Raw genomic sequence first — 19,591 nt, 5'->3', positions numbered from 1 at the left:
TGTAAACACATTTCAGGACGGGACACAGACATTAAAAAGGCCACTCGATTGAGTGGCCTTTTGTTTATTGGTGCTGAGTGCTTATAAGCGGTTGAGCGTTATAAACCTTGCACGTACTGAGCATTAGTTCGAACTTCAACCATCTGCTCTAGGTTCTGTTGTGAACCTTCAACGCCGTTCAGTAGCGCTTCGAAATGCTTGATAAGCTCAACTTTGTCTTTCACTTCTTTAGAACCTGCACCGATGTTGGTTAGGTCAATGAAGAACTCGTCGAACAGACCAGAGAAGTCAGTTACTGCGTCGTGGTTCAAGAACTGCTCGTGGTTGTAAATGCTTGGGTAGCCACCCTTCTGTTTATCAACCGCAAAAGAGATGCCTTTCACGTTGGTAATCGTGGTCGCTTTCTCACACTTCAACATACAACCTGCTTCGATGCTTGGCTTGTTACAACCCACGGTTCTTTGGAAGAAACACTGACGGCTGGTCATCATCAAGATTGGGTGGTAAATGCTGTAGAACAGTTTGAAGTTCTCTGGGCGACGAATATGACGAATCTGACCTTTGTTGATCTCGTTCGAAATGAATGCGCCTGCACAGTTCAGCTCTTCTTTCAGAGTAACCAGTGCGTGAGAGTTGGTCGTGTTCATGAACGGGCCTGCAACCCACTCAATACCCATCTCGTAAGCTTTGTAAGCAATACCCGTGTTGTTGGTTACGATGCGAGCTGGCTTGATCTCTTCAAGAATACGAACCGCTTCGTCGTAATCTTTACCGATCAATACCGCTGGGAACCAAGGAATCAAACGTGGGTTTGCTGCCAAGATGTCGATGTACTTGTTACAACGCTTCTTGAAGCTTTCTGGAAGTTTGAAGTAAACATCCGCGTCAGTCACGTCACACAGGTGTAAGTCTTCTACATCGGCGATAAGCATCGACATAGTCGGCTTCTCGTTCACTTTAGGGTGCTGAGGCAGTGCTGGCACTTCAACGTGCTTAATCACTTCCACAGAGCCGTTCAGAATGAAGTCGATCTCGTCTTTTAGGTCTGAAACTTCTTTTAGAGGAATCAACAAGCCTGCATCCACTTCACTGAAGTCGTGGCTTTCTAGCGTGTGAACTGCACTCTTCACGTTTTTGAAGCGCTTCTCAAGTAGCTCTTGAGTAATCGCCTTCTCTTCAACCGCTTTCAATAGCGATTTAGATTGAAGAGTAAAGTTCTCTTTTGGCGTGTTCACAGTCACCGTAAATGGTTGACCCACTTTTGCGCTGAACGACAGTGCTACTGGTGTCTTGCGAATATCAAGGAACTCGATCTTGTCACGCATTTCGTTACCAAGAACGTCTTTCGCTTGGTGAAGTTCGTTGGTCACTTCTTGAATCTGTACAACTGAGATTTCGTTGTTCTGCTCCGTCGCTTTTTCAACAGCGTAGTTCATGCTGTTGTCGCGCGGGTTATCGATGAACATGTCTTTCGTTAGGTTGCCCTTTAGGAAAGAGTTGGTGAAATCACGGTTGAATACTTTGTGCAGGTTCGAATCGTCTTCGATCAACAAACCACTTTCAACAAAGCTATCAATCTGTTTACGCCATGTGTCTACCACAGTGTAAACGTAGTGTGCGCCTTTAATACGGCCTTCTACTTTCAATGAGTCGACTTTCGCATCAACCAATTCAGGTAGGTCGTAGTAAGCTGAGTTATCTTTCAGGTTAAGTGGGAACTTGTTGCCCGCGTTGGTGATTTCGTACTCATCACGACACGCTTGGCTACAACGACCACGGTTACCTGAGTTACCCACACTTACTGAGCTTGAGTAACATTGACCAGAGAATGCGATACACAGAGCGCCGTGTACGAACACTTCGGTTAATACGTCGTGATCGTGTGCCACTTCCGTCAGCATCTTGATTTCAAGCAGGTTCAACTCACGAGACAAGTTAACGCGCGTCGCGCCAATCTTAGACAAGAACTTAATCTGACCTTCGTTGTGCGTAGTTAACTGAGTCGACGCGTGAACGTCTAACGATGGGAAATGCTTCTTAACCAGGTTGAATAAACCCAAGTCTTGAACAATGATGCCGTCCACTTTGGTGTTCACAAGCTGGTTCAGCAGTTTGGTGATGCTCTTAGTCTCGTGCTCCAGTAGCACAACGTTAAGAGTCAGGAACACTTCACAGCCGTATTCATGAGCAAGGCGAATCACACCATTCAATTCGTCTAACGACAGGTTAGAGGCTCTGTTACGAGCGTTGAATGTGTCTAAACCACAATAAACTGCATTAGCACCCGCTACGATGGCGGCTTTTATCGCTTCTACATCGCCACCTGGGGCTAATAACTCAATTTTTCTGCTCATTTTTGAAGTCGCTCACTTACTTATAATTTTTAAGCCGCGTATTCTACCCACATCACGATCTCTTTACCACCGTACAACACTTTTCAAACTAAATGACCTCAATAATGCCGAACGAATCCGATCTACCTATCCTTTATTCTTTACGCCGTTGCCCTTATGCAATGCGCGGACGAATGGGCATCGCACTATCACAGCAAAAAGTGTTACTTCGAGAAATCGTTACCAAAGACAAGCCTAGCGAACTATTGGCCAGTTCGCCAAAAGGAACAGTGCCTGTATTGGTGTTACCCAATGGACAAGTCATTGAACAGAGCTTGGATGTGATGAACTGGTCACTTCAACAAAACGATCCTCAAGATCTTCTGCGTTCAAGCAATCCAACGCTTAGCGAACAAGTTCAGCAGCTCATTAAAACCAACGATGAAGAATTTATTGGTCACTTAGAAAGGTATCGTGCATCGGTTCGTTACCGAAACATCGATGTTGAACAACGCCGACAAGCCTGCGAAACCTTCATTAAGCAGTTAGAAGTGCGACTTACCGATCAGCCCTACTTTTTTGGAGAAAGCCCAAGCTTGGCCGATTTTGCGGTGATGCCTTTCGTCAGTCAGTTTGTGCGAGTCGAAAAGAAGTGGTTTGTGAAATCGGAATATCAAAACGTAGGACGTTGGTTAAGAGCGCACCTTGAAAGTAAGCTCTACACCCAAGTCATGAAGCAATACCCTTTGTGGAATGAAACCAAGCAAGATTGTCTTTTTGGATAACTTAAGAGAATTTTGGGTGACTTAAGGGTATCTAGGGTGATCTAGGGGAATTCTGGAATAGATAATTTCTAGGTATTAAAGTAGTTACGTGACACTGTATCTTCTTTGTAAAGAACAGATATTCAAAGGCTTAACTGGGATTCCGTTGTCTCTTTACCGGTAACTACTGTCTCTTAACTGGCAAACACAGTCTAAGCTAAGCCTTTTGTTCATTTTAACCTGATCACTGAATCGCTATCGAAATCTCGACTTCAGTTTCACCTTTGTATAGTTCAAAATCTGTCGTGTAAGTTCTCACATGTGGGCAGTCAGCAGCGCTGAAATACGCCCACACTTCACCCCATAGATCGATGACTGCTTGAGGAAGTTCACCTTCAGCAGAAAACGTCAGATATTTGCCTGCTTCAATCTTGGTTTCAATAAGATTATTTAAGTCTTGATCCGTTAACGCATTAGCACACGCGATAACATCAAACTCACCCGTAAAATCAGACTCGTAATTAGTGTAGACACCGTACACTTTTGAATCCGGCGTCAGTTTGGGAAAAGCCTGATCAAAAAAGCCCTGCCACAATTGACCTATCTTCGCTTTAGTTGGGTCAACCTCATCCTGATTAGTGGTTCTTACTGAAAACCCATACGCCTTTACGGCTTCAATCGTTTCTACTTTCATTCGTTTTATCCCTAAGCCAACGATGGTTTGAGCATATTGAATCGATACCTAATCTTCAATCTCTTTGTGACCACACTTCTCACACACTATATGACGAGAAAATTCGTCCATAGATGCGATAAATGGGCCAAGAAACCAACCTTTTATCATGCCTGCCCAAAACTCGCTTCGCTTTTGGTTAGGTTTGTCTGCAAACGCACTCGTCTTTCTGACCAACACAACAACATGTTGTGTCTCTTCTCTGCACGCGGTGCAATAGCATTGTTCTATGGTTCTATTCATTTGAAAGCCTATGACGTTTTGAATGAAACATGCTGAAAGTGAGGGTTGTCGACACAGACATCCAATGTCGCTATTTGAGTTAATACGACAAGTTGTTGCTCGCCTTGAGTACTGACTTTAATGCACTCTTCACGGCTGTCATTGCGCTGGGTATCTAACCCGACACATTCAATCTGCTCGCCAGACTTCAGCGTTAACTTGATTGGGTATCGGTGCATACACACAATTTCAATATAATCGTAATCGTTGCAACTAATCATAATACCCCTCCAATTCATCCACCACGCTAATGCGACACGCCATACTATGCAATATGCATATAATCAATAAGTTACTCGTATCACAATCGCATTGCCATAATCAGATTATTGAGTAATTTGTTAAATTTAATCTCGTTCTCACCATTCACATTTCATCTGTGAACGACAATTTAAGGCTTCAAGAATCCTTTCCAATAATGGTACAAACCACCAATGTCTGAAGAACACATTAGCGACATTGCGCCTTTGATTTGTTCTTCGCTCCATTCCCACCATTTCATTTCTAGCAACTGAGCGATTTCAGTCTCATTGAAACGAGAACGGATATGGCGTGCTGGGTTTGAACCGACAATCGAGTATGGCGCGACATCTTTAGTCACAACCGCTCGACTTGCGATGATGGCTCCGTCACCAACCTTAACACCACTCATGATCATGGCTTCTGTACCAATCCACACATCGTTACCAATCACGGTATCACCAGAGCGTTCAAAGCCGTCTATCGCACCTTCAAACTTCTCATCGTCTTGATAGAAAAACGGGAAGGTACTCACCCACTGGTTTTGGTGGCCTTGGTTGCCCGCCATCATAAACACGGCGCCAGAACCAATCGAGCAGTAGCTGCCAATGATCAGCTTATCGATGTCGGTTCTATCCGGTAATAGGTAACGCGCACAGTCATCAAAGCTGTGGTTATGGTAGTAACCCGAGTAATAGCTGTGCTCGCCCACGATGATGTTTGGGTTGGTCACTTGTTCTTTGAGTGACTTTCCAACAAACGGGCTTTCAAAATAGTTTTTCATGGTTGTACTCTTAGTTTCGTTCTTTTAGTTAGGTACTTTTGTTGAGTGTTGATGGTTGTAACTTGTTTATATTAGTGTAAAGGCAAACGTGCCCTATCGACCGCCTGCAATATCAATAAACGAGCCGGTTACATAAGAAGCTTCGTCTGACAGTAACCACGCGATAGAGTTCGCGACTTCTTCTGGTGTGCCACCTCGTTGTAACGGTAACTGCGAAGCTAGTCTGTCTACGCGATCTGGCTCTCCGCCGTCTGCATGCATCTCAGTATAAATACAACCTGGCTTTACGCCATTCACTCGGATATTACGTGAAGCTAATTCAAGCGATAAGCCTTTTGTAAGAGAATCCATCGCACCTTTCGATGCAGCGTAATCCACATACTCAAACGGTGCGCCAGTGCGAGAAGCGGCAGACGATACATTCACAATCGAACCCGCGCCATCGGCTTGTTTGATAAAGGCTTTACTGCACAGAAAGCAGCTTGATACGTTGGATTTCATCACCTTTTCAAAGCGATCCAATTCAATATCAACCAATGGTGACTGGGTAAACAAAATCCCGGCATTATTGACCAAGTGCGTCACTGGACCTAGCTTATTACGAGCAATCTCAAATAAAGATTTCACGTCCGATTCAACAGACACATCCGCACGCACACTAATCGCGGTTCCGCCTTGTTCGCGAATCTCGTTCACTAGATCTTCAGCTCGCGACTCATTGTGTATGAAGTTAACGCATACAGCATAGCCTTGACTGGCCAACAATTTAGACGTCGCTGCGCCAATACCTCGGCTTCCGCCGGTTACAACCACTACCTTGCTCAATGAAACCTCCTAATGTTTACTTATTCTGTGCAACCTGATTATTCGATACGACCTAGTTGTTCGTGACAAACTGATCGTATCGATACAAACTAATTGTTCGATACGATCTGAACCCACTGCGATCGCCACGCCGGCGCTTCGAATGGTTCTGGCCAAAACTCAGTTTGCTTTTGAATTAAACCATCAACAACCGTGTGAAAGGTGATCACTCGGTCTTTCAGCACACTGTCAGTAACTGAAATGTCCGTTACTACCGTATCACCTTCACAGACAATCGAATTGAGCGTGAACTCCCAAACACCATTGGCTGGATATTCAGAGTTGATTGCCGTGAAGTTGTGGCGGCCTACCGTCAATTCAGACGACTGAGGCCAATAGCCTTCAAAATCTGCGGCTAGCCATTCGCTTGCCTTGGCAAAATCATTACTGCGCATTGCATCCCAAAAACCTAATACCACTTGTTTTGGTGTCATTATTCTTCCTTAAAGTTATTTACGTGTGGTGATTTTTAAATGTCTGCTTCGTTATGCGTACTTGCTAATGATCGTTAAAAGATCATCGACACTGTTAGCAATGTAATCGGGCTTGGTTTGCCAATTTTCAGGTTTCGATCGGCTATAACCTGCTGCAACGGCAATCACTTTTGCGTTTTTACCCAGCGCGGCTTCAATATTGCGAGCAAACTGTGTGTCCGCTTCATGGTCACCGATGTACATCAAACAAAGCTCGTTAGTCGGATCGGCGCCAAATATGTTCTCGACACATTTCACACCACCAAATGGATGGGGTTTTTGGTTACCGTTCGAGACATCGTCATAGCCCACGACCGATTTAAACAAATCGCCGATGCCATAACTGTCGAGCACACCACGAATATTCAATTGAGAGTTTTGAGAGCAGATCCCATGAGGAAGATGAGCAAACTGATTAACCACGGTTTCCATTCCTTCAAACAAGGCAACGGCTGTTTGGTTTTTCTCTTGATGCTCTGCCCACATTCCACCAGCGATCAACATTTCGTCATGGGATAAGCCGTAATAGTCGACATATAAGGCTTGCCAGTTTTTAGCCCCGTGGTTGGCTTCATGATAAAGCGCTTCGCTAAGCAAATATTTAGGTAAGTTGTCGCCTGACAAGTGTGGCGCGACTAAAGAGATAATGTCTTTTGTGATTGCGATATTCTTTGGAACGGAATTGACTATGGTTCCATCGTAATCCCACAGGATGGCATCTAACTTCATACACTATCTCTTTGTTTCGATTAGTAATTTGAATTTATCATTCATAAGCCTATTTAGGGCAATTTTATTGTCTTGAATTTCGAAATTTGTCGAATAGAAGCAAAGCTAGAGAACAAACCGTTACTAGCAAACAAAAACCAAACAGTGTTTGCTCACATCACTGCTTTATCAATTGCAATATATGCGTATAATCCCTGCTCCATTGCGCTATCGCCGTTAAAAATAGCGCCATTCAACATTTTTAATGAGTACCCAATGTCGAAACTATTTTTCAAAGGCCGTATCGAAACAAGACAGAACCACGTTCTTGCTGGCTACAACGTAAACCGCGATGTGAAAGCGGGTACTGAAGAATCTCCAATCGCAGTAATGGTTCAAACTGAAGCGCGCAAAGCAGAAGTTGAAGCACTAGCCGCTGAAAATACTATCTTCGTTACTGTTACAGTCGACGCAGACAAAGAAGAGAACACCATCGAGCTTGATACTCTACTGAACAAGCCAAAAACGATGACGTTTGAAAAGACCCCTAACCGTAACGATCCGTGTTCTTGCGGCAGCGGTAAAAAATACAAGAAGTGTTGTGCATAAGCGCTTTGACTTGAAGAATTTAAAAACGGACCGGTAGCAATATCGGTCCGTTTTTTTATACGCTAAGCAAGCTTATTCAGCGTAAGACAAATTATTAGGCGTCAGACAAACTGAAGCCACTAAATTTGGCGAAATTAGGCGTCGCCTTACTGCCACTGAACGTATAAAGCATCACACCCTGTTCACTGCCTACTAACGAATCAAACGTGATCACTTCCTGCCATTGTTGTTTTTCTAACGGGCGGAAATGAGCGCTGACTTTTCCGCCTTGTTTGACGAGCTTTACCGACACACTAGATTCACTAAACAACAGACGTTCCTTGATCTGTGGCTGACCATTTTGTTCTACAACGAACACCAATGAACGCTCGCCCATGAACATCTCTTTGCTCACTTTAATGTAGTTGTCGTTATCCCAGTAAATACCTAACCCAGCTTGTTCAAATGCGAGGTTTGGATCTAATTGAACCGTCACTTCTGTGCTGTAATCCGAGCTAGATACTGGATGAACGAAGATATTATCAACATCAGCTGAACCCGCACCAAAGATATTGCCCTCTTGCACTTGCATCGTCAGCACGCCGTTTTCCAAAGACCGATGTTCCGGATTTTCATTTCTGATTTGCCAGTTAACGAGGTTATTCATGTTATTAGTCCTTGCTGCTAGATCATGCGTTGACGGAGTTGGTAAAACACATTGTCGAGTTCATCGGGATTTTGCTTTTGAATGCGATTAAGCTCTCTTTGTACAGAATCGTACATAAGTTGGTTATCCATGTCTTTCAATGCGGCGTAGTAATGAATGCGACGTCCCAAGATAAAGTTATTCTGGTCATTCTCACTCATCATATTGAAACGGTCTATTGTCGCTAAGAACTTCGCTTTATCCTGTGGCAGCTGTCCGTTCAGTTCCATCAACAAATTAATACCGTGATAGTTACCATAGTTGCCCGTCACGCGGTTTAGTTTACTGATCAATTGATATTGTTCTTCAAGCATTTCACGTTCGCTAAGTGGCGTGAACTCTCCATTCTGCACCAGTTCATCCAATTCGGTTCCAGGCTTCACAGCAAGCGACAGAATGCGTATTTCATCTGGGTTGATTTGGTTAAGTAAGGCCGCCGTTTCTTCAACATGCTGCGCCGAATATTCTTTACCACCCAAGCCAAGGATAATGAAGGTCATCATCTTCATACCCGCTTGCTTCGCGTATTCGGTCGATTTCAAAATAGATTTCGGAGTAATGCCTTTTTTCATCAATTTGAGAACATCAATAGAACCCGATTCCATACCGCAATAAAGCATGTTGAGCCCTGCATCACAGATGGCTTTCATCTCTTCAGGCGACTTCTTAGTCATGCTTTGCGCTCGTCCATAAGAGCTGATCTGCTTTAACTCTGGGAAGGCTTGTTTGAGTGTATTCAACACATCCAGCAAGTCTTCGGTATCCATAGTGAATGAATCACCGTCTTGCAGAAAACAGGTCTCAAATTTACGGTTCTTATAGAATGCTTTCGCAGCCCAAATGTCTTTCTTAATCTCTTCAACGGGACGAATTGCAAACTCCATCCCCTCAAACAGCGTACAGAATTTACATTTGTTCCAAGGACAACCTTGGGTGGTGCGAATCAATAAGCTATCCGCTTCTGAAGGTGGACGAATATGCCCTTGTTGGAACTGATACTGTGTCATTTGAATGCCCAATAATTAACTATTCGCATAGGCTACTAGAAGTTCATTCAATGAAAAACACGGTACAATTTGAATTATTATCAAATGAAAACGGATAATTAAAGAAGAAGAATGTTGAAGTATTAAGTAGGTTAAAGGCTAATCAAGGTTGTCCGGTGTACGTAAATTGGTTCCACACTTTGTACATTTATAGTCACCGTTTCCGCCACTTGAAGCTAGCGACGATAAAATCATTCCAAGCAACCCTGGCTTCTTTTCATGTTGTGGCGCTTTTTCGGCTTGGTTACTGAACATAGTGTACTTGTGCAGTGTCAGTTCCTTACAGTTACTACAGAACGCTCTCGTCTTCTCACTTCCATACATAATATCTATCTCCTTAACTCAAAGCACAAACTAAATATATGGCAAATATGCCACACGTAGAGTTAAATCTAAATATTTTCATGAAGTTATGAGTAAGTAAGAGCGTTTTAAAGAAAAGTAAACTCTCGACTGTTAAGTGAAGTGTTGGTGAACAAAGTTATTCAATTCAGTCACGCTTCTGATGATGTAAACCTCTTTCTCTTTAGCGCGCAATTCTAACTGCGCTCTAAAGTCGTCATTCCAAAATTTAGGACACAGTTGTAGTGTCTTATAGCTTTGTATCGTGCCTTTTATCACTGAGCTTCCAGCAGGCCAGCCTTCAGGTTTAACAAATAAACCTTTGAGCATTCTCTTGGTTACAAACCAGTAGCTAGTTGAATAAGGAATGTCGATATAAACCAAGGTATCAGCTGCATCTAAACGTGTGTTGAACGAGCCTAGAGGGCCAAAACCATCGATGATCCAGCTTTCTGACTTAAGTATGCTCTCATGAGCCTCCTCAAATACTTCACGTTCAACAAACTCTCCGTTGGCCTTGTAAACAATAGAGTCCAACTGGTGAAGCTCTATCCCTGTAGCTAGTGCTAACGCCTTGCTGACTGTGGACTTTCCACTCCCAGGCTTACCAAAAACCGCGATCTTTTTCATATGACTTCCTCTATTCAGATAAAACCCATAAGACAGCGACAAAAAACCCACCTTACGGGTGGGTTCGATAAACAAAGCGCATCAACAATCCCACCATTCTTATGGAATGATGATAATTCGTTGGTTAGATGGCGCTAAATTCAGTTTCATAAAACTACTTTTATATATTGTTGCTTAGTTGTCAATGCAGCCAAACGTTGATTGGGAAGCTATATCCTCGTCAAGTCGCACCCATTAATAGTCTTAATGAGTGCTAATTGGTCTTGGTTATTTCGCTTTCTTTTTCGCCACTGTCGCTTCTGATAGCTTGCTTAGTACACCCGATACTTTCTTAACGACCTCGTCACAGCCATTGATCGCGTGACGCTCTACCAAGTAATTAGGATCGTTGTAAGACAACCATACTTTCTTATTTGAATCTTCAGTGACTAACACCTTCTGCGGTAAATCTATCGCGACTTCTTGAGCACATTGCATTAATGGTGTCCCTACTTTCGGGTTACCAAAGATGATGACTTCCGTTGGTCTCAATTCAAGATCGACCTTACTCGCGTTTTTCTGATGGTCAATTCGCGCAAACAACGTCAAACCTTTGCTTATAGCGAGTTCTTCAAAGCGGTCAGCGGTCTCTTTCACTGAGTAATTACTTTGGTATTTAATCAAACCATCAGAAGCCGCAGCTAAAAATGATGCAGAGAGTAAAATGGCGCATAGTGGTAGTAATTTTTTCATCGTCACCTCAGAGATTTAACCTAATCAAACTTACATTCATAGCGCCACTTCTAAAATCAGCGACGTAACCCATGTCAGTATAGACGCGATTCGATTCTCAGTTTGCAGAGAGGATCACTTTTCTAATGCGTCTTATTATCATCAGTTTAGGTTAACTCGACGCTAACCATTGGCTTTGAAGCTTGAATGTTTGGTCATCAAAATCAATAGTGCCTTGCACACCTAGTGGCGTGACTAGCATGGGATGGGTGTGACAACTGTCGAAGCCATACAGGATCGGGACATTTTTACCGTTCAGCACTTCAAGAAGTACATCGAGTGGTGTTCGCCCTGTCCCTTTGTCATCAAACAACTCATGTTTGCCGAGTACAATAGCGCCTACTTTATCGAATACTCCGCAAGCCAATAAGTGCGCGAATGAACGCTCGACCGCTTCAATGCCTTTTAGTGAATCTTCAATAAGCAGAATATCGCCAGACTGAATTTCTGGCATGTATTCGCTGCCCCAAATCCCGGCCATCGTACTCAGGTTGCCGCCAATCACGCGACCGCTTACTTGACCTCTTCCCATGAAGTGCCATTCGTTATTGTAAACTGGCTTTGCAGAGTCTTGAGTTTCCCAATCGTGTTTAATGTCAGTCCAACTCTCAGGCATCGTGTACTGATGTTGGCTTGAATCCGAGCATAAGATGTCAGTAAACGATTGGAAGGTTTCGTCGACTAATGGCGGGAACTCACCAAATGACGCAACAAGTGCAGGGCCATAAAAAGTCACCAATCCAGTTTTGGCGTAGATGCCTAACAGTAATGCTGTGGCATCTGAATAGCCGACGATGATCTTAGGGTCGTCTCTAAGGGCATCATAATCGATGTATGACAACAGTGAGTTACTGTTGTTACCACCAATGGTCGACATAATGCAGCGCACGTCAGGATCTCGAATGAGCTGATTGAGTTCTTCGGCTCGCGCTTGAATGGAACCAGAACGATACCCTTCTGACTCTCCAGTTAACAAACCTTCAACTAGAATGAAGCCCTGCTTTTCCAAATAACGTTTAGCACGAGCAAATCGATTAGGTGCAAAGACCGTTGCGGGCGATGACGGTGAGAAAAATCCGATTTTGTCACCAATATTTAAAGCTTTTGGGTATATCACTCGTTTGTCCTCCATAACAAAATTGGAATAATACGCCTGACTGAAACTCACTAATTCTTAAAGCAAACGAGTTCTTTAAGCGAGTTGATTTCGGGGTTAGAGCTCAAAAAATTAAGGTTGAATCAAATTTTCATCCCCAATCAGTGCCACGACTTAGTCCCACACTTTTCACACTGGTATTCGTAATCACTGTCGACATAAAAACCGGGAACATTATGGTCACCTTTAAACAATAACGTCATCAGGTACTCCATCAACACGCCTAGCTTCCATTGTTTCTTTTCAGATTCAGTGTCCGCTTTAGATTCAGCATCGGAAGCGTTAACAGCAAGGTGCGGGGTAAGTGCGTTACACTGTTCGCAGTGATAAGGATGTTTAATATACTTATTATCAAGCATTTATATAAGCCAACCAATATTTATAAAGTTGATGCATACTAACAACTTATCACTCGGTTCTCGAACTTATTGTTGTCCACTAGATCTTTATTTGAAAGAAATGAGACACAAGGTAAGTGCCATGCATCTTGAATCAGTTGCCATCGAGATTTCCCTCATTGAACAGCTAAAGCTATTGTTACGCTTAGGTACGAAATTAACTTTTACTTTAATAGCCCTTTGTCCGCAGCACCTTCAAGCTGCACTTCTAGCTCTTTCCATAAGGCACGACTGCCTTTAGAAATACGCTCGCCATTGAAGGTCAGGACTTTGTCTTTGGATATGTTGTGCTTCTTCCAGCTATGACCACCACCATGGATGTTATGAAGCAAAGGCGGCACTCTATCGATCGCCTTACCAAATCTAGCTTCCGGTGACTCACCGGCTTCGAACTCAAGCCATAAATCCAAATACTCGCTTCTTGAATGGCTCGGCAATGATTTCAGCAAGCGCTCGACGCAGTTTCTCTCTTTGAGCTTGTTTTCTTCGGTTTCACTGGCATAAATGATGGTATCTCCCGCATCGATTTCCCCAAGGTCATGAATCAGCAACATCTTCATTACTCGGGTAATATCGATTTCTTCATTGGCATAGTCTTTCAACATAAGAGCGCTCAAACAGACGTGCCAACTGTGCTCGGCCGAGTTTTCATATCGGTCCAATCCAACTGGTTTCGTCTGTCGATGAACATCCTTTAATTGTTCAATTTCGACCATGAATTGCAGAATGCCTTTGATTTCTTCCACGATAAGCTTCCTTAACTTAAGTTGATGATTGAGCGGTGCGGAGGGTTAACCTAGCGACAAAGAAGCGTTACTCCCAATAAACCGACATTTTGTAATACGCAACACCCGATGGTTGTGGGCTAAGCTTATCTACCTGTTAGCCATAGGGTGTTCAGGATTTAACTGAAGCAGATCCCACAAGTTACCGTAAAGATCTTCAAACACAGCAACGGTGCCGTAGCCTTGCTCTTTAGGCTCTCGGACAAAGTTAATGCCCAAAGACGTCATACGTTCGTAATCACGCCAGAAGTCATCGGTGTTTAAGAATAGGAATACGCGTCCACCAGCTTGGTTGCCGATGAAATCGAGTTGCTCTGGCTTGGAAGCTCTAGCAAGTAACAGGCTCACACCGGTTGAATTTGGTGGAGCAACAACAACCCAGCGCTTATCTTCTTCTGGCAGATACGTGTCTTCGATGAGATCAAACTTAAGCTTGTTTACATAGAAATCAAGCGCTTCATCGTAGTCTTTTACCACGAGTGCAATGTGGACAATATTCTGTTTCATAACATACCTTGTTGGGGTTTTAGCTGCGTGGAATGATGCCATGAAGCAGGTAAAGACACTAGGTGTCGCATCATAAATCGTAGTATCTCGTCCGTCACAATCTAAAAGGTATACATCATTTATAACTGCCAGAATCCGAGCTCGACGCCACCTTGAATGACAATGGCACACATCCCGTGACGTGGTAACTCCATTGGCGGCACCGCAACTTCGGCGCCTAGTTTCTCGGCGGCATTTACTGCAGACTGAATATCCTCAACCAACGTGTAATGACGAACAGTTGGTTCTTCAGTTTCACGAAGCGGTGCTCGAATGCCAATTACCCCGCCATTAGATAGCTTTGCAGTGCGCGCCCCACCAAGGTTCACATCTGCACCACTGAATTTCACGTTGTAGAGCTGAGCGTATGTTGCACAAACGACATCGACCTCTGGGGTAACCACTTCAAGATATTGAACCTTCATCAAATTTCCTTCTCGTGTTCTTTAAGACTCTCAACCTGCATACAGCTGTGCAGGTGTTTCTCATCAATAATTTATTACTAAGCAATTCGACCGCGCATGATAAATTGCGGCCCTGCTGCGCCACCTAGATACTGTTGATTGATATCTTCGAAGCCGCCTTTCTTATAACAGTTAAATGCTGCCGGATTTTTGCAATTCACAGTTAAGTAAATCGACTCATACGCTGAGTAATTCGCTTTTAAATACGGAAACAAAGCCTTCACCGTGCCTGTTCCTAAACCTTTACCTTGCTGGTTTTTATCAACAACAAAGGCTCTCAAGCCAATGCTTCCTTCAGGGCAGAATTCGTAGTGCTCTGCGTAAGCGATATCCAGCTTAAAGAAACCCACAACTTCGTTATCAGACTTAATCACGTGCAAGTGCGTCGTTTCACTGCCGTCTAATAAAAACTCTGCAGCTGTACCAGCGAACTTAACCTGTTCATCGGCGAGTTGGATGGCCTGAACTAACGCCACATGTGAATCTTCAAGCCTTTCGATAGTTATCATTGTTGTTCCTTCTGTATAACACGCACGAAAAACCGACTAGAGCTCATCGCTAGTGTCTCGAGAACCGTAGTTTGGGAAATGCAACCTTAGTACTCAGTTAATACGTTTAGTCCATCCAATAATTTAGAGCAAAGACCAGCATTTGGTATCCAGCCAAAAGGTCATGACTTAATGAATATCTTGGCAGAGCCTAAAGAGATAACCGTCAGGAGTTTGAACGATGAACTGCTTCTGAGTCGCGATCGAATCCCCACATTGATAAGACTTTGACTCTAACGCTAAGTAAATAGAATCAGCGGCGCTTTCGTTAACTCTCTGATAAAGTGGTTCGATATCGATAACATCCCATTGGAAGTTAACACCACGCCCTAACGGAAACTCCAGATCACCTGAAAGCCATTTTCGACTTTTGCCCGCAATCCCTTCAAGCATCACATCAACACCGTCAAGCGTTAGATAAACAAACTCTTCATCTGAGCGCTCGTATTTCACTTCAAACCCTAACACATCGACAAAGAAGGATTTGCTCACATTAATATCGAAACAATAAAGCTCCGGAACTACTCGTAACGTCATCATTGATCCTTTAGTCATTCAATTAAAGATATGAGGAGAATCTGTTTTACTAAGCCAGCTTCCCAAGGATGACCGGATCGCTCAACAGATTCGTCAGAGGAAGAAACAATGGCTCAGGTAACTCGTCTAGCTTAAACCATTTCCATTGCTTACATTTATCTGGTTCTGTTATCTGTGGTTCGCCGCTAGCATCAGAAGCCACAACAAACAGCGTTATATAGTGCTTATTCTCTTTCTCAAAAATATCATTGGTAAAAGAGAGCTTCTCAAATGCACTAACAACCAAGCCCGTCTCTTCGAGTGTTTCGCGTTTGGCACACTCTTCAATGCTCTCACCCCATTCAAGGTGTCCGCCCGGCGTTGCCCACGTATGAGCTCCGTGAGAACCAATTCGCTCTCCAAGTAACACTCGCCCTTCACGTAGAATAACCGCAGCGACACCTACTCTTACTTCCTGACTCACTTAAAACTCCTTGTTTCACGGAACGTGTGTTGCGTCGTGAAAAATATAATTAGGCAAACATGAAACCGATTCACACTAGAGCGTCTAAGTTCAAGCTCTATAGGATAAAAAAGGATAGACATAGCGCGAGTTTCAGTCGTTTCAGATGCTAGCCTTTTTAAAGTATCTCGGCTCTAAAGCTGGAAGGTCCGAGAATATCTATAAAGTAAGATGACTCAATTAACCTTGGTCCCTTAGCTAACTCCAAATTATGACTAAAAGAGGTTAAGCACTCCCAGCGCTAAATTCCTACCTTGTTCCGTAAACAACCAAAGAAATCCGCAGCCATTTAATAAAATCGCAACCCAAAGGATGAATTTGAAAGGCTGCTTTCTTGATTTATGTCGTAGCTGAAATTGAGCTAGTAGCGCGCCAGGCCAACCACCTAAGAGAGAAAGCATATGAAGTGTTTTCTCTGACGTTCTCCAATCCCCGCTCAGTGCAGCTTGCTTATCCCAAGCAAACATAAAATACGTAAAGATGCTCAATACAATATACAAAGGGATCAGAATCTTCTCACCATTGAACACTATGACCGATGCGGTCGCTGCCACCAAAAAACTAAACCCAAACAACACAGCAAAAGGGAAGCCATTAACACCTTGAACTGTTACATTTTCAGCATTTAGACGCCCTTTATTATCTTTAGTTACTTCGAAGGTGACACTATCTTGTAATTTTGGGCGGTAACCGGGGTTTGTGACAGATGAAATATGGAAAAACACCTTCAATTCACCACCAACGGAAGAAATGAAACCGTAACCCTTAGAATCATTCCATTCTATTACCTGACCTTTGATCATAAAACTTCCTAATCTCTGGTTTATAACGACTAACGTTACATCACTCGATACGTCGTAACATATAGCGTCCCAATTAACTAAAAAGTGACGCCGAGTGTTGCGAATTTATCTTAAGTGAAACAAAAACCAGTGCTTACTCTCCACTTTCAAAGTGGGCAAATACTTCTGCACCAGTCATATTTTGTGTTTCATTTTTAAATTCGTAGTATTCGGGCTTTTCATCGATGAATATCTGATGAGTTAACTTGTAGTCATCCCCAGGCATCAATAAACCGACAGGAAGATGATATTGATTATTTGGCACCAAAAAGTAAAACAAGTGGGTACCACATTTACCGCAGAATCCTCTTTCCGCCCAATCGGATGACTTATATCTCACTACATTTGATTCACCTGATATTTTGACGGAATCAGAGCAATCAATGACTAACATCGGACCGCCAGACCAATTTCTACACATACTACAATGACAAGCCCCCAATTCATTACTGGCGTACTCTACTTCCAACTCAACTGAGCCACATAGGCACTTTCCTTTACCTTTCATGAATCCTCCAATCTTTGCAGTGTGTGAAATGAATAGCAGATAACGCTTTTTATACCGATGACTTAATAAGAAAGGTTATTTTTTGTTTCCCTTCTTCGACAGATACGCGGCATACTTTTTAGAAATCCAATTATGAATATGAAGCCCTGTTTTACGAACAAGATACCAATCTATCGCAACTAGAATCACCAAACCGATTACAGTTCCCATTACAAAACCCCCATGCTCATTGAAATGCCACTCTACCAAATAGTTAAGAAAGGCACCGTGAACCTAAACTAGATATGGATAGTTACTTTAACTCAGGAAGAATGACGAGGCATAACGCTTAGCTACGCTGTAAGTGGATGTATGCCATGTCTGAGCGAAGCGAGTTCGGCACGCGTTTACGAATCAGATTTAGGCGCCTTGTTGAACGAAGCCGCTACGCGGCAGAGTAAAACGAGTGCAAGCCATACTCTTGTAACACCATCATCTTGATGGTCGTTGACAGGAGTAAACCCATGAAACCCGATGACTTAAAACGCTACAACACCCTTTATGAACAACACCTTACCAACCTAAAGCTGCAAGGTAAACGACCTGCGACGATCGATGCCTATTCCCGTGCAGTTCGTCGGATCACCGCTCACTTCGATCGCGTACCAGACACGTTAACCACTGCCGACCTCAAACAGTTCTTCGCTGCGCTTATTCAAACTCATTCATGGAGTACCATTAAACTCGATCGTAATGGCTTGCAGTTTTTCTATCGCTACACGCTCAATAAACAATGGGAATGGCTCAATATCGTCAAGCCGCCACAAGTGAAACGACTGCCCGACATACTGACACCACAGCAAGTCAGCTCGCTGATTACTCACACTCGACAGGCACGTTATCAGGTCTTCTTCTTGGCTCTTTATAGTATGGGATTACGTCTTGGTGAAGGACTCAACCTCACGGTTCATGATATCGACAGTCAAACGATGCGTATCCACATACGTGAAGGAAAAGGTGGAAAAGATCGAATGGTGCCGCTTCCGCTGCGAACGCTTAAGGCACTTCGCATACACTGGCTCAGCCACAAGCACCCTCGATTACTGTTTCCGGGGCTTGGAAAAGGCGACGACGCACCGATGGACAGAGGCGGTATTCAAAAAACCATGAAGCTTGTACTCAAAGAGTGCGGAATCCAAAAACACGCCAGCCCCCACTCACTTAGACATTGCTTCGCGACGCACTTACTTGAGCAAGGGTTAGACCTGCGTTCACTACAAACGCTACTGGGTCATGCAAGCCTTAACACCACTGCTCGTTACACTCGAATGACTACGCTAAAACAACGCGATGCTGCGATGGCCATCAACCATTTAACTGATGCTCTAGACTTAACGTGGAGCATTACATGAGTACCTTTATTGAACTGCTTCGCCAACATCACTCTGCGCTTAAACGTCACTATTATGCGCAGATGAATGGCGATATGCATCGAACCATTGGGGCGATGCTCCGTTGCAAAACCGAGCAACAAGGTCGCTCACAATGGTTCTGCAGTCACTGTCATCACAATGACCGATTACCGCTTTCTTGTGGTCATCGTCATTGCCCTCAGTGCCAACAACGCACCACCGCTGATTGGCTTCAGCGTCAGCAGCAAAAGCGGTTACCTATTCACTATTTCATGGTGACCTTCACTTTGCCGTATCAATTAAGGGGCTTAGCAAGACATCAACCTAAAGCGATATATAACGGTATGTTTAAGGTGGCATCAGGGGTATTAAAGGATTTTGCTAACCGACAACGGCAAGGTGAACTTGGTTTTACCGCCGTGTTGCATACTCACAGCCGACAACGAAACTTGCACCCACATCTGCACATTATCGTGGCGGCAGGCCAATACGACGCGTCGAGGCAAACGTGGCACAAAGGCAACAAGCATTACCTCTTCAACGCGTTTGCTTTGGCCAAAGTATGGCGAGCAAGAATGCTAGAGGCCATTAATCAACACCCAACGTTGTGGCTGCCGAGTGGCATACCCAAACAATGGGTGGTCGATTGC

28 protein-coding genes are annotated in these 19,591 nt (G+C 43.7%); 4 read left to right on the top strand and 24 right to left on the bottom strand.

Going from position 1 to position 19,591, the window contains the following annotated elements; genetic code table 11:
• Positions 1 to 98: 98 nt before the first annotated feature.
• A complete protein-coding gene (locus tag AB4329_RS21595; protein WP_017070692.1) occupies positions 99 to 2,354 on the bottom strand; it encodes a peptidase U32 family protein in 2,256 nt (751 codons plus the stop codon).
• Between the two features lie 173 nt (positions 2,355 to 2,527).
• On the opposite strand from AB4329_RS21595, the gene AB4329_RS21590 reads away from it, so the two are divergent.
• Positions 2,528 to 3,118, top strand: coding sequence for a glutathione S-transferase (locus AB4329_RS21590; RefSeq protein ID WP_017061817.1), 591 nt, complete (start codon positions 2,528 to 2,530; stop codon positions 3,116 to 3,118).
• 223 nt (positions 3,119 to 3,341) lie between these two features.
• Here the strand turns inward: AB4329_RS21590 and AB4329_RS21585 are convergent, their stop codons facing one another.
• The 7 genes from AB4329_RS21585 to AB4329_RS21555 all read right to left on the bottom strand — a co-directional run bounded on the left by AB4329_RS21585 (position 3,342) and on the right by AB4329_RS21555 (position 7,202).
• On the bottom strand, positions 3,342 to 3,791 hold the full coding sequence (locus AB4329_RS21585) for a GyrI-like domain-containing protein (protein WP_136982719.1): 450 nt from the start codon (positions 3,789 to 3,791) through the stop codon (positions 3,342 to 3,344).
• 48 nt (positions 3,792 to 3,839) lie between these two features.
• Positions 3,840 to 4,073 carry a hypothetical protein gene (locus AB4329_RS21580; RefSeq protein WP_372139242.1) on the bottom strand — a complete coding sequence of 78 codons (234 nt, stop codon included), beginning with the start codon at positions 4,071 to 4,073 and terminating at the stop codon, positions 3,840 to 3,842.
• 8 nt (positions 4,074 to 4,081) lie between these two features.
• The gene (locus AB4329_RS21575; protein ID WP_017068339.1) at positions 4,082 to 4,333 is read right to left on the bottom strand and encodes a Rho-binding antiterminator; all 252 of its coding nucleotides are present in this window, start codon (positions 4,331 to 4,333) and stop codon (positions 4,082 to 4,084) included.
• 170 nt (positions 4,334 to 4,503) lie between these two features.
• The gene (gene catB / locus AB4329_RS21570; RefSeq protein WP_372139241.1) at positions 4,504 to 5,136 is read right to left on the bottom strand and encodes a type B chloramphenicol O-acetyltransferase; all 633 of its coding nucleotides are present in this window, start codon (positions 5,134 to 5,136) and stop codon (positions 4,504 to 4,506) included.
• 93 nt (positions 5,137 to 5,229) lie between these two features.
• On the bottom strand, positions 5,230 to 5,961 hold the full coding sequence (locus AB4329_RS21565; protein ID WP_372139240.1) for a glucose 1-dehydrogenase: 732 nt from the start codon (positions 5,959 to 5,961) through the stop codon (positions 5,230 to 5,232).
• A gap of 89 nt (positions 5,962 to 6,050) precedes the next feature.
• Positions 6,051 to 6,434, bottom strand: coding sequence for a nuclear transport factor 2 family protein (locus tag AB4329_RS21560; protein ID WP_102428711.1), 384 nt, complete (start codon positions 6,432 to 6,434; stop codon positions 6,051 to 6,053).
• A 51-nt stretch (positions 6,435 to 6,485) separates the two neighbouring features.
• Positions 6,486 to 7,202 (bottom strand): HAD family hydrolase, encoded by a 717-nt coding sequence (locus tag AB4329_RS21555; protein ID WP_017061811.1) that lies wholly within the window; start codon positions 7,200 to 7,202, stop codon positions 6,486 to 6,488.
• A gap of 255 nt (positions 7,203 to 7,457) precedes the next feature.
• On the opposite strand from AB4329_RS21555, the gene AB4329_RS21550 reads away from it, so the two are divergent.
• On the top strand, positions 7,458 to 7,790 hold the full coding sequence (locus AB4329_RS21550; RefSeq protein ID WP_017068336.1) for a PBPRA1643 family SWIM/SEC-C metal-binding motif protein: 333 nt from the start codon (positions 7,458 to 7,460) through the stop codon (positions 7,788 to 7,790).
• Positions 7,791 to 7,884: 94 nt separating this feature from the next.
• Here AB4329_RS21550 and AB4329_RS21545 read toward each other — a convergent pair whose 3' ends face one another.
• The 16 genes from AB4329_RS21545 to AB4329_RS21470 form a co-directional block, all read right to left on the bottom strand.
• A complete protein-coding gene (locus AB4329_RS21545) occupies positions 7,885 to 8,436 on the bottom strand; it encodes a DUF1349 domain-containing protein (RefSeq protein WP_017061809.1) in 552 nt (183 codons plus the stop codon).
• Between the two features lie 17 nt (positions 8,437 to 8,453).
• Positions 8,454 to 9,482 (bottom strand): radical SAM protein, encoded by a 1,029-nt coding sequence (locus tag AB4329_RS21540; RefSeq protein WP_017061808.1) that lies wholly within the window; start codon positions 9,480 to 9,482, stop codon positions 8,454 to 8,456.
• A 138-nt stretch (positions 9,483 to 9,620) separates the two neighbouring features.
• Positions 9,621 to 9,845 carry a hypothetical protein gene (locus AB4329_RS21535; protein WP_017061807.1) on the bottom strand — a complete coding sequence of 75 codons (225 nt, stop codon included), beginning with the start codon at positions 9,843 to 9,845 and terminating at the stop codon, positions 9,621 to 9,623.
• 132 nt (positions 9,846 to 9,977) lie between these two features.
• Positions 9,978 to 10,493: an adenylate kinase gene (locus AB4329_RS21530; protein WP_136978486.1), complete on the bottom strand. Its 516-nt coding sequence runs from the start codon at positions 10,491 to 10,493 to the stop codon at positions 9,978 to 9,980.
• 267 nt (positions 10,494 to 10,760) lie between these two features.
• On the bottom strand, positions 10,761 to 11,225 hold the full coding sequence (locus AB4329_RS21525; protein ID WP_017061805.1) for a DUF302 domain-containing protein: 465 nt from the start codon (positions 11,223 to 11,225) through the stop codon (positions 10,761 to 10,763).
• 151 nt (positions 11,226 to 11,376) lie between these two features.
• Positions 11,377 to 12,381: a S66 peptidase family protein gene (locus AB4329_RS21520; protein WP_017061804.1), complete on the bottom strand. Its 1,005-nt coding sequence runs from the start codon at positions 12,379 to 12,381 to the stop codon at positions 11,377 to 11,379.
• A 140-nt stretch (positions 12,382 to 12,521) separates the two neighbouring features.
• Positions 12,522 to 12,779 (bottom strand): hypothetical protein, encoded by a 258-nt coding sequence (locus AB4329_RS21515; protein ID WP_102393703.1) that lies wholly within the window; start codon positions 12,777 to 12,779, stop codon positions 12,522 to 12,524.
• A 203-nt stretch (positions 12,780 to 12,982) separates the two neighbouring features.
• Entirely contained in the window at positions 12,983 to 13,564 is a 582-nt protein-coding gene (locus tag AB4329_RS21510; protein WP_102321002.1) for an HD domain-containing protein, read from the bottom strand.
• A gap of 129 nt (positions 13,565 to 13,693) precedes the next feature.
• The gene (locus tag AB4329_RS21505; protein WP_017061801.1) at positions 13,694 to 14,110 is read right to left on the bottom strand and encodes a VOC family protein; all 417 of its coding nucleotides are present in this window, start codon (positions 14,108 to 14,110) and stop codon (positions 13,694 to 13,696) included.
• Positions 14,111 to 14,229: 119 nt separating this feature from the next.
• Positions 14,230 to 14,574 carry a VOC family protein gene (locus tag AB4329_RS21500; protein WP_050649969.1) on the bottom strand — a complete coding sequence of 115 codons (345 nt, stop codon included), beginning with the start codon at positions 14,572 to 14,574 and terminating at the stop codon, positions 14,230 to 14,232.
• Positions 14,575 to 14,651: 77 nt separating this feature from the next.
• Entirely contained in the window at positions 14,652 to 15,122 is a 471-nt protein-coding gene (locus AB4329_RS21495; protein WP_102393701.1) for a GNAT family N-acetyltransferase, read from the bottom strand.
• Positions 15,123 to 15,290: 168 nt separating this feature from the next.
• Positions 15,291 to 15,698: a VOC family protein gene (locus AB4329_RS21490; protein WP_102333299.1), complete on the bottom strand. Its 408-nt coding sequence runs from the start codon at positions 15,696 to 15,698 to the stop codon at positions 15,291 to 15,293.
• Between the two features lie 49 nt (positions 15,699 to 15,747).
• On the bottom strand, positions 15,748 to 16,161 hold the full coding sequence (locus AB4329_RS21485) for an NUDIX hydrolase (protein ID WP_136974252.1): 414 nt from the start codon (positions 16,159 to 16,161) through the stop codon (positions 15,748 to 15,750).
• Positions 16,162 to 16,415: 254 nt separating this feature from the next.
• Complete coding sequence (locus AB4329_RS21480; RefSeq protein ID WP_136974251.1) at positions 16,416 to 17,003, bottom strand: cold shock and DUF1294 domain-containing protein; 588 nt, start codon at positions 17,001 to 17,003, stop codon at positions 16,416 to 16,418.
• 133 nt (positions 17,004 to 17,136) lie between these two features.
• Positions 17,137 to 17,550, bottom strand: coding sequence for a GFA family protein (locus AB4329_RS21475; protein WP_108082913.1), 414 nt, complete (start codon positions 17,548 to 17,550; stop codon positions 17,137 to 17,139).
• Positions 17,551 to 17,625: 75 nt separating this feature from the next.
• A complete protein-coding gene (locus AB4329_RS21470; protein ID WP_372139239.1) occupies positions 17,626 to 17,760 on the bottom strand; it encodes a hypothetical protein in 135 nt (44 codons plus the stop codon).
• Between the two features lie 293 nt (positions 17,761 to 18,053).
• Here AB4329_RS21470 and AB4329_RS21465 point away from each other — a divergent pair, with 293 nt between their 5' ends.
• Positions 18,054 to 18,941 (top strand): tyrosine-type recombinase/integrase, encoded by an 888-nt coding sequence (locus AB4329_RS21465; RefSeq protein WP_372139237.1) that lies wholly within the window; start codon positions 18,054 to 18,056, stop codon positions 18,939 to 18,941.
• Positions 18,938 to 19,591, top strand: a 654-nt coding sequence (locus tag AB4329_RS21460) for a transposase zinc-binding domain-containing protein (RefSeq protein WP_372139236.1), incomplete at its 3' end; no start/stop codon positions are given. The genes AB4329_RS21465 and AB4329_RS21460, both read left to right, overlap by 4 nt.

The sequence above is a fragment of the Vibrio sp. 10N.261.54.A5 genome, assembly GCF_041471145.1.
Lineage (GTDB): Bacteria > Pseudomonadota > Gammaproteobacteria > Enterobacterales > Vibrionaceae > Vibrio > Vibrio crassostreae_C.
Note: the sequence above shows the minus strand (reverse complement) of the source record. Positions and strands in the feature narration are given on the sequence as shown.

What these genes read in the sequence shown, in the direction of transcription:
- AB4329_RS21535 (WP_017061807.1), bottom strand. Translation starts at nt 9,845, where the DNA reads ATGTATGGAAGTGAGAAGACGAGAGCGTTCTGTAGTAACTGTAAGGAA.
- AB4329_RS21480 (WP_136974251.1), bottom strand. Translation starts at nt 17,003, where the DNA reads ATGATCAAAGGTCAGGTAATAGAATGGAATGATTCTAAGGGTTACGGT.
- AB4329_RS21490 (WP_102333299.1), bottom strand. Translation starts at nt 15,698, where the DNA reads ATGACGTTACGAGTAGTTCCGGAGCTTTATTGTTTCGATATTAATGTG.
- AB4329_RS21560 (WP_102428711.1), bottom strand. Translation starts at nt 6,434, where the DNA reads ATGACACCAAAACAAGTGGTATTAGGTTTTTGGGATGCAATGCGCAGT.
- AB4329_RS21470 (WP_372139239.1), bottom strand. Translation starts at nt 17,760, where the DNA reads ATGGGAACTGTAATCGGTTTGGTGATTCTAGTTGCGATAGATTGGTAT.
- AB4329_RS21500 (WP_050649969.1), bottom strand. Translation starts at nt 14,574, where the DNA reads ATGAAGGTTCAATATCTTGAAGTGGTTACCCCAGAGGTCGATGTCGTT.
- AB4329_RS21530 (WP_136978486.1), bottom strand. Translation starts at nt 10,493, where the DNA reads ATGAAAAAGATCGCGGTTTTTGGTAAGCCTGGGAGTGGAAAGTCCACA.
- AB4329_RS21555 (WP_017061811.1), bottom strand. Translation starts at nt 7,202, where the DNA reads ATGAAGTTAGATGCCATCCTGTGGGATTACGATGGAACCATAGTCAAT.
- AB4329_RS21495 (WP_102393701.1), bottom strand. Translation starts at nt 15,122, where the DNA reads ATGATAACTATCGAAAGGCTTGAAGATTCACATGTGGCGTTAGTTCAG.
- AB4329_RS21545 (WP_017061809.1), bottom strand. Translation starts at nt 8,436, where the DNA reads ATGAATAACCTCGTTAACTGGCAAATCAGAAATGAAAATCCGGAACAT.
- AB4329_RS21580 (WP_372139242.1), bottom strand. Translation starts at nt 4,073, where the DNA reads ATGAATAGAACCATAGAACAATGCTATTGCACCGCGTGCAGAGAAGAG.
- AB4329_RS21550 (WP_017068336.1), top strand. Translation starts at nt 7,458, where the DNA reads ATGTCGAAACTATTTTTCAAAGGCCGTATCGAAACAAGACAGAACCAC.
- AB4329_RS21595 (WP_017070692.1), bottom strand. Translation starts at nt 2,354, where the DNA reads ATGAGCAGAAAAATTGAGTTATTAGCCCCAGGTGGCGATGTAGAAGCG.
- AB4329_RS21575 (WP_017068339.1), bottom strand. Translation starts at nt 4,333, where the DNA reads ATGATTAGTTGCAACGATTACGATTATATTGAAATTGTGTGTATGCAC.
- AB4329_RS21585 (WP_136982719.1), bottom strand. Translation starts at nt 3,791, where the DNA reads ATGAAAGTAGAAACGATTGAAGCCGTAAAGGCGTATGGGTTTTCAGTA.
- AB4329_RS21475 (WP_108082913.1), bottom strand. Translation starts at nt 17,550, where the DNA reads ATGAAAGGTAAAGGAAAGTGCCTATGTGGCTCAGTTGAGTTGGAAGTA.
- catB (WP_372139241.1), bottom strand. Translation starts at nt 5,136, where the DNA reads ATGAAAAACTATTTTGAAAGCCCGTTTGTTGGAAAGTCACTCAAAGAA.
- AB4329_RS21590 (WP_017061817.1), top strand. Translation starts at nt 2,528, where the DNA reads ATGGGCATCGCACTATCACAGCAAAAAGTGTTACTTCGAGAAATCGTT.
- AB4329_RS21540 (WP_017061808.1), bottom strand. Translation starts at nt 9,482, where the DNA reads ATGACACAGTATCAGTTCCAACAAGGGCATATTCGTCCACCTTCAGAA.
- AB4329_RS21505 (WP_017061801.1), bottom strand. Translation starts at nt 14,110, where the DNA reads ATGAAACAGAATATTGTCCACATTGCACTCGTGGTAAAAGACTACGAT.
- AB4329_RS21525 (WP_017061805.1), bottom strand. Translation starts at nt 11,225, where the DNA reads ATGAAAAAATTACTACCACTATGCGCCATTTTACTCTCTGCATCATTT.
- AB4329_RS21515 (WP_102393703.1), bottom strand. Translation starts at nt 12,779, where the DNA reads ATGCTTGATAATAAGTATATTAAACATCCTTATCACTGCGAACAGTGT.
- AB4329_RS21465 (WP_372139237.1), top strand. Translation starts at nt 18,054, where the DNA reads ATGAAACCCGATGACTTAAAACGCTACAACACCCTTTATGAACAACAC.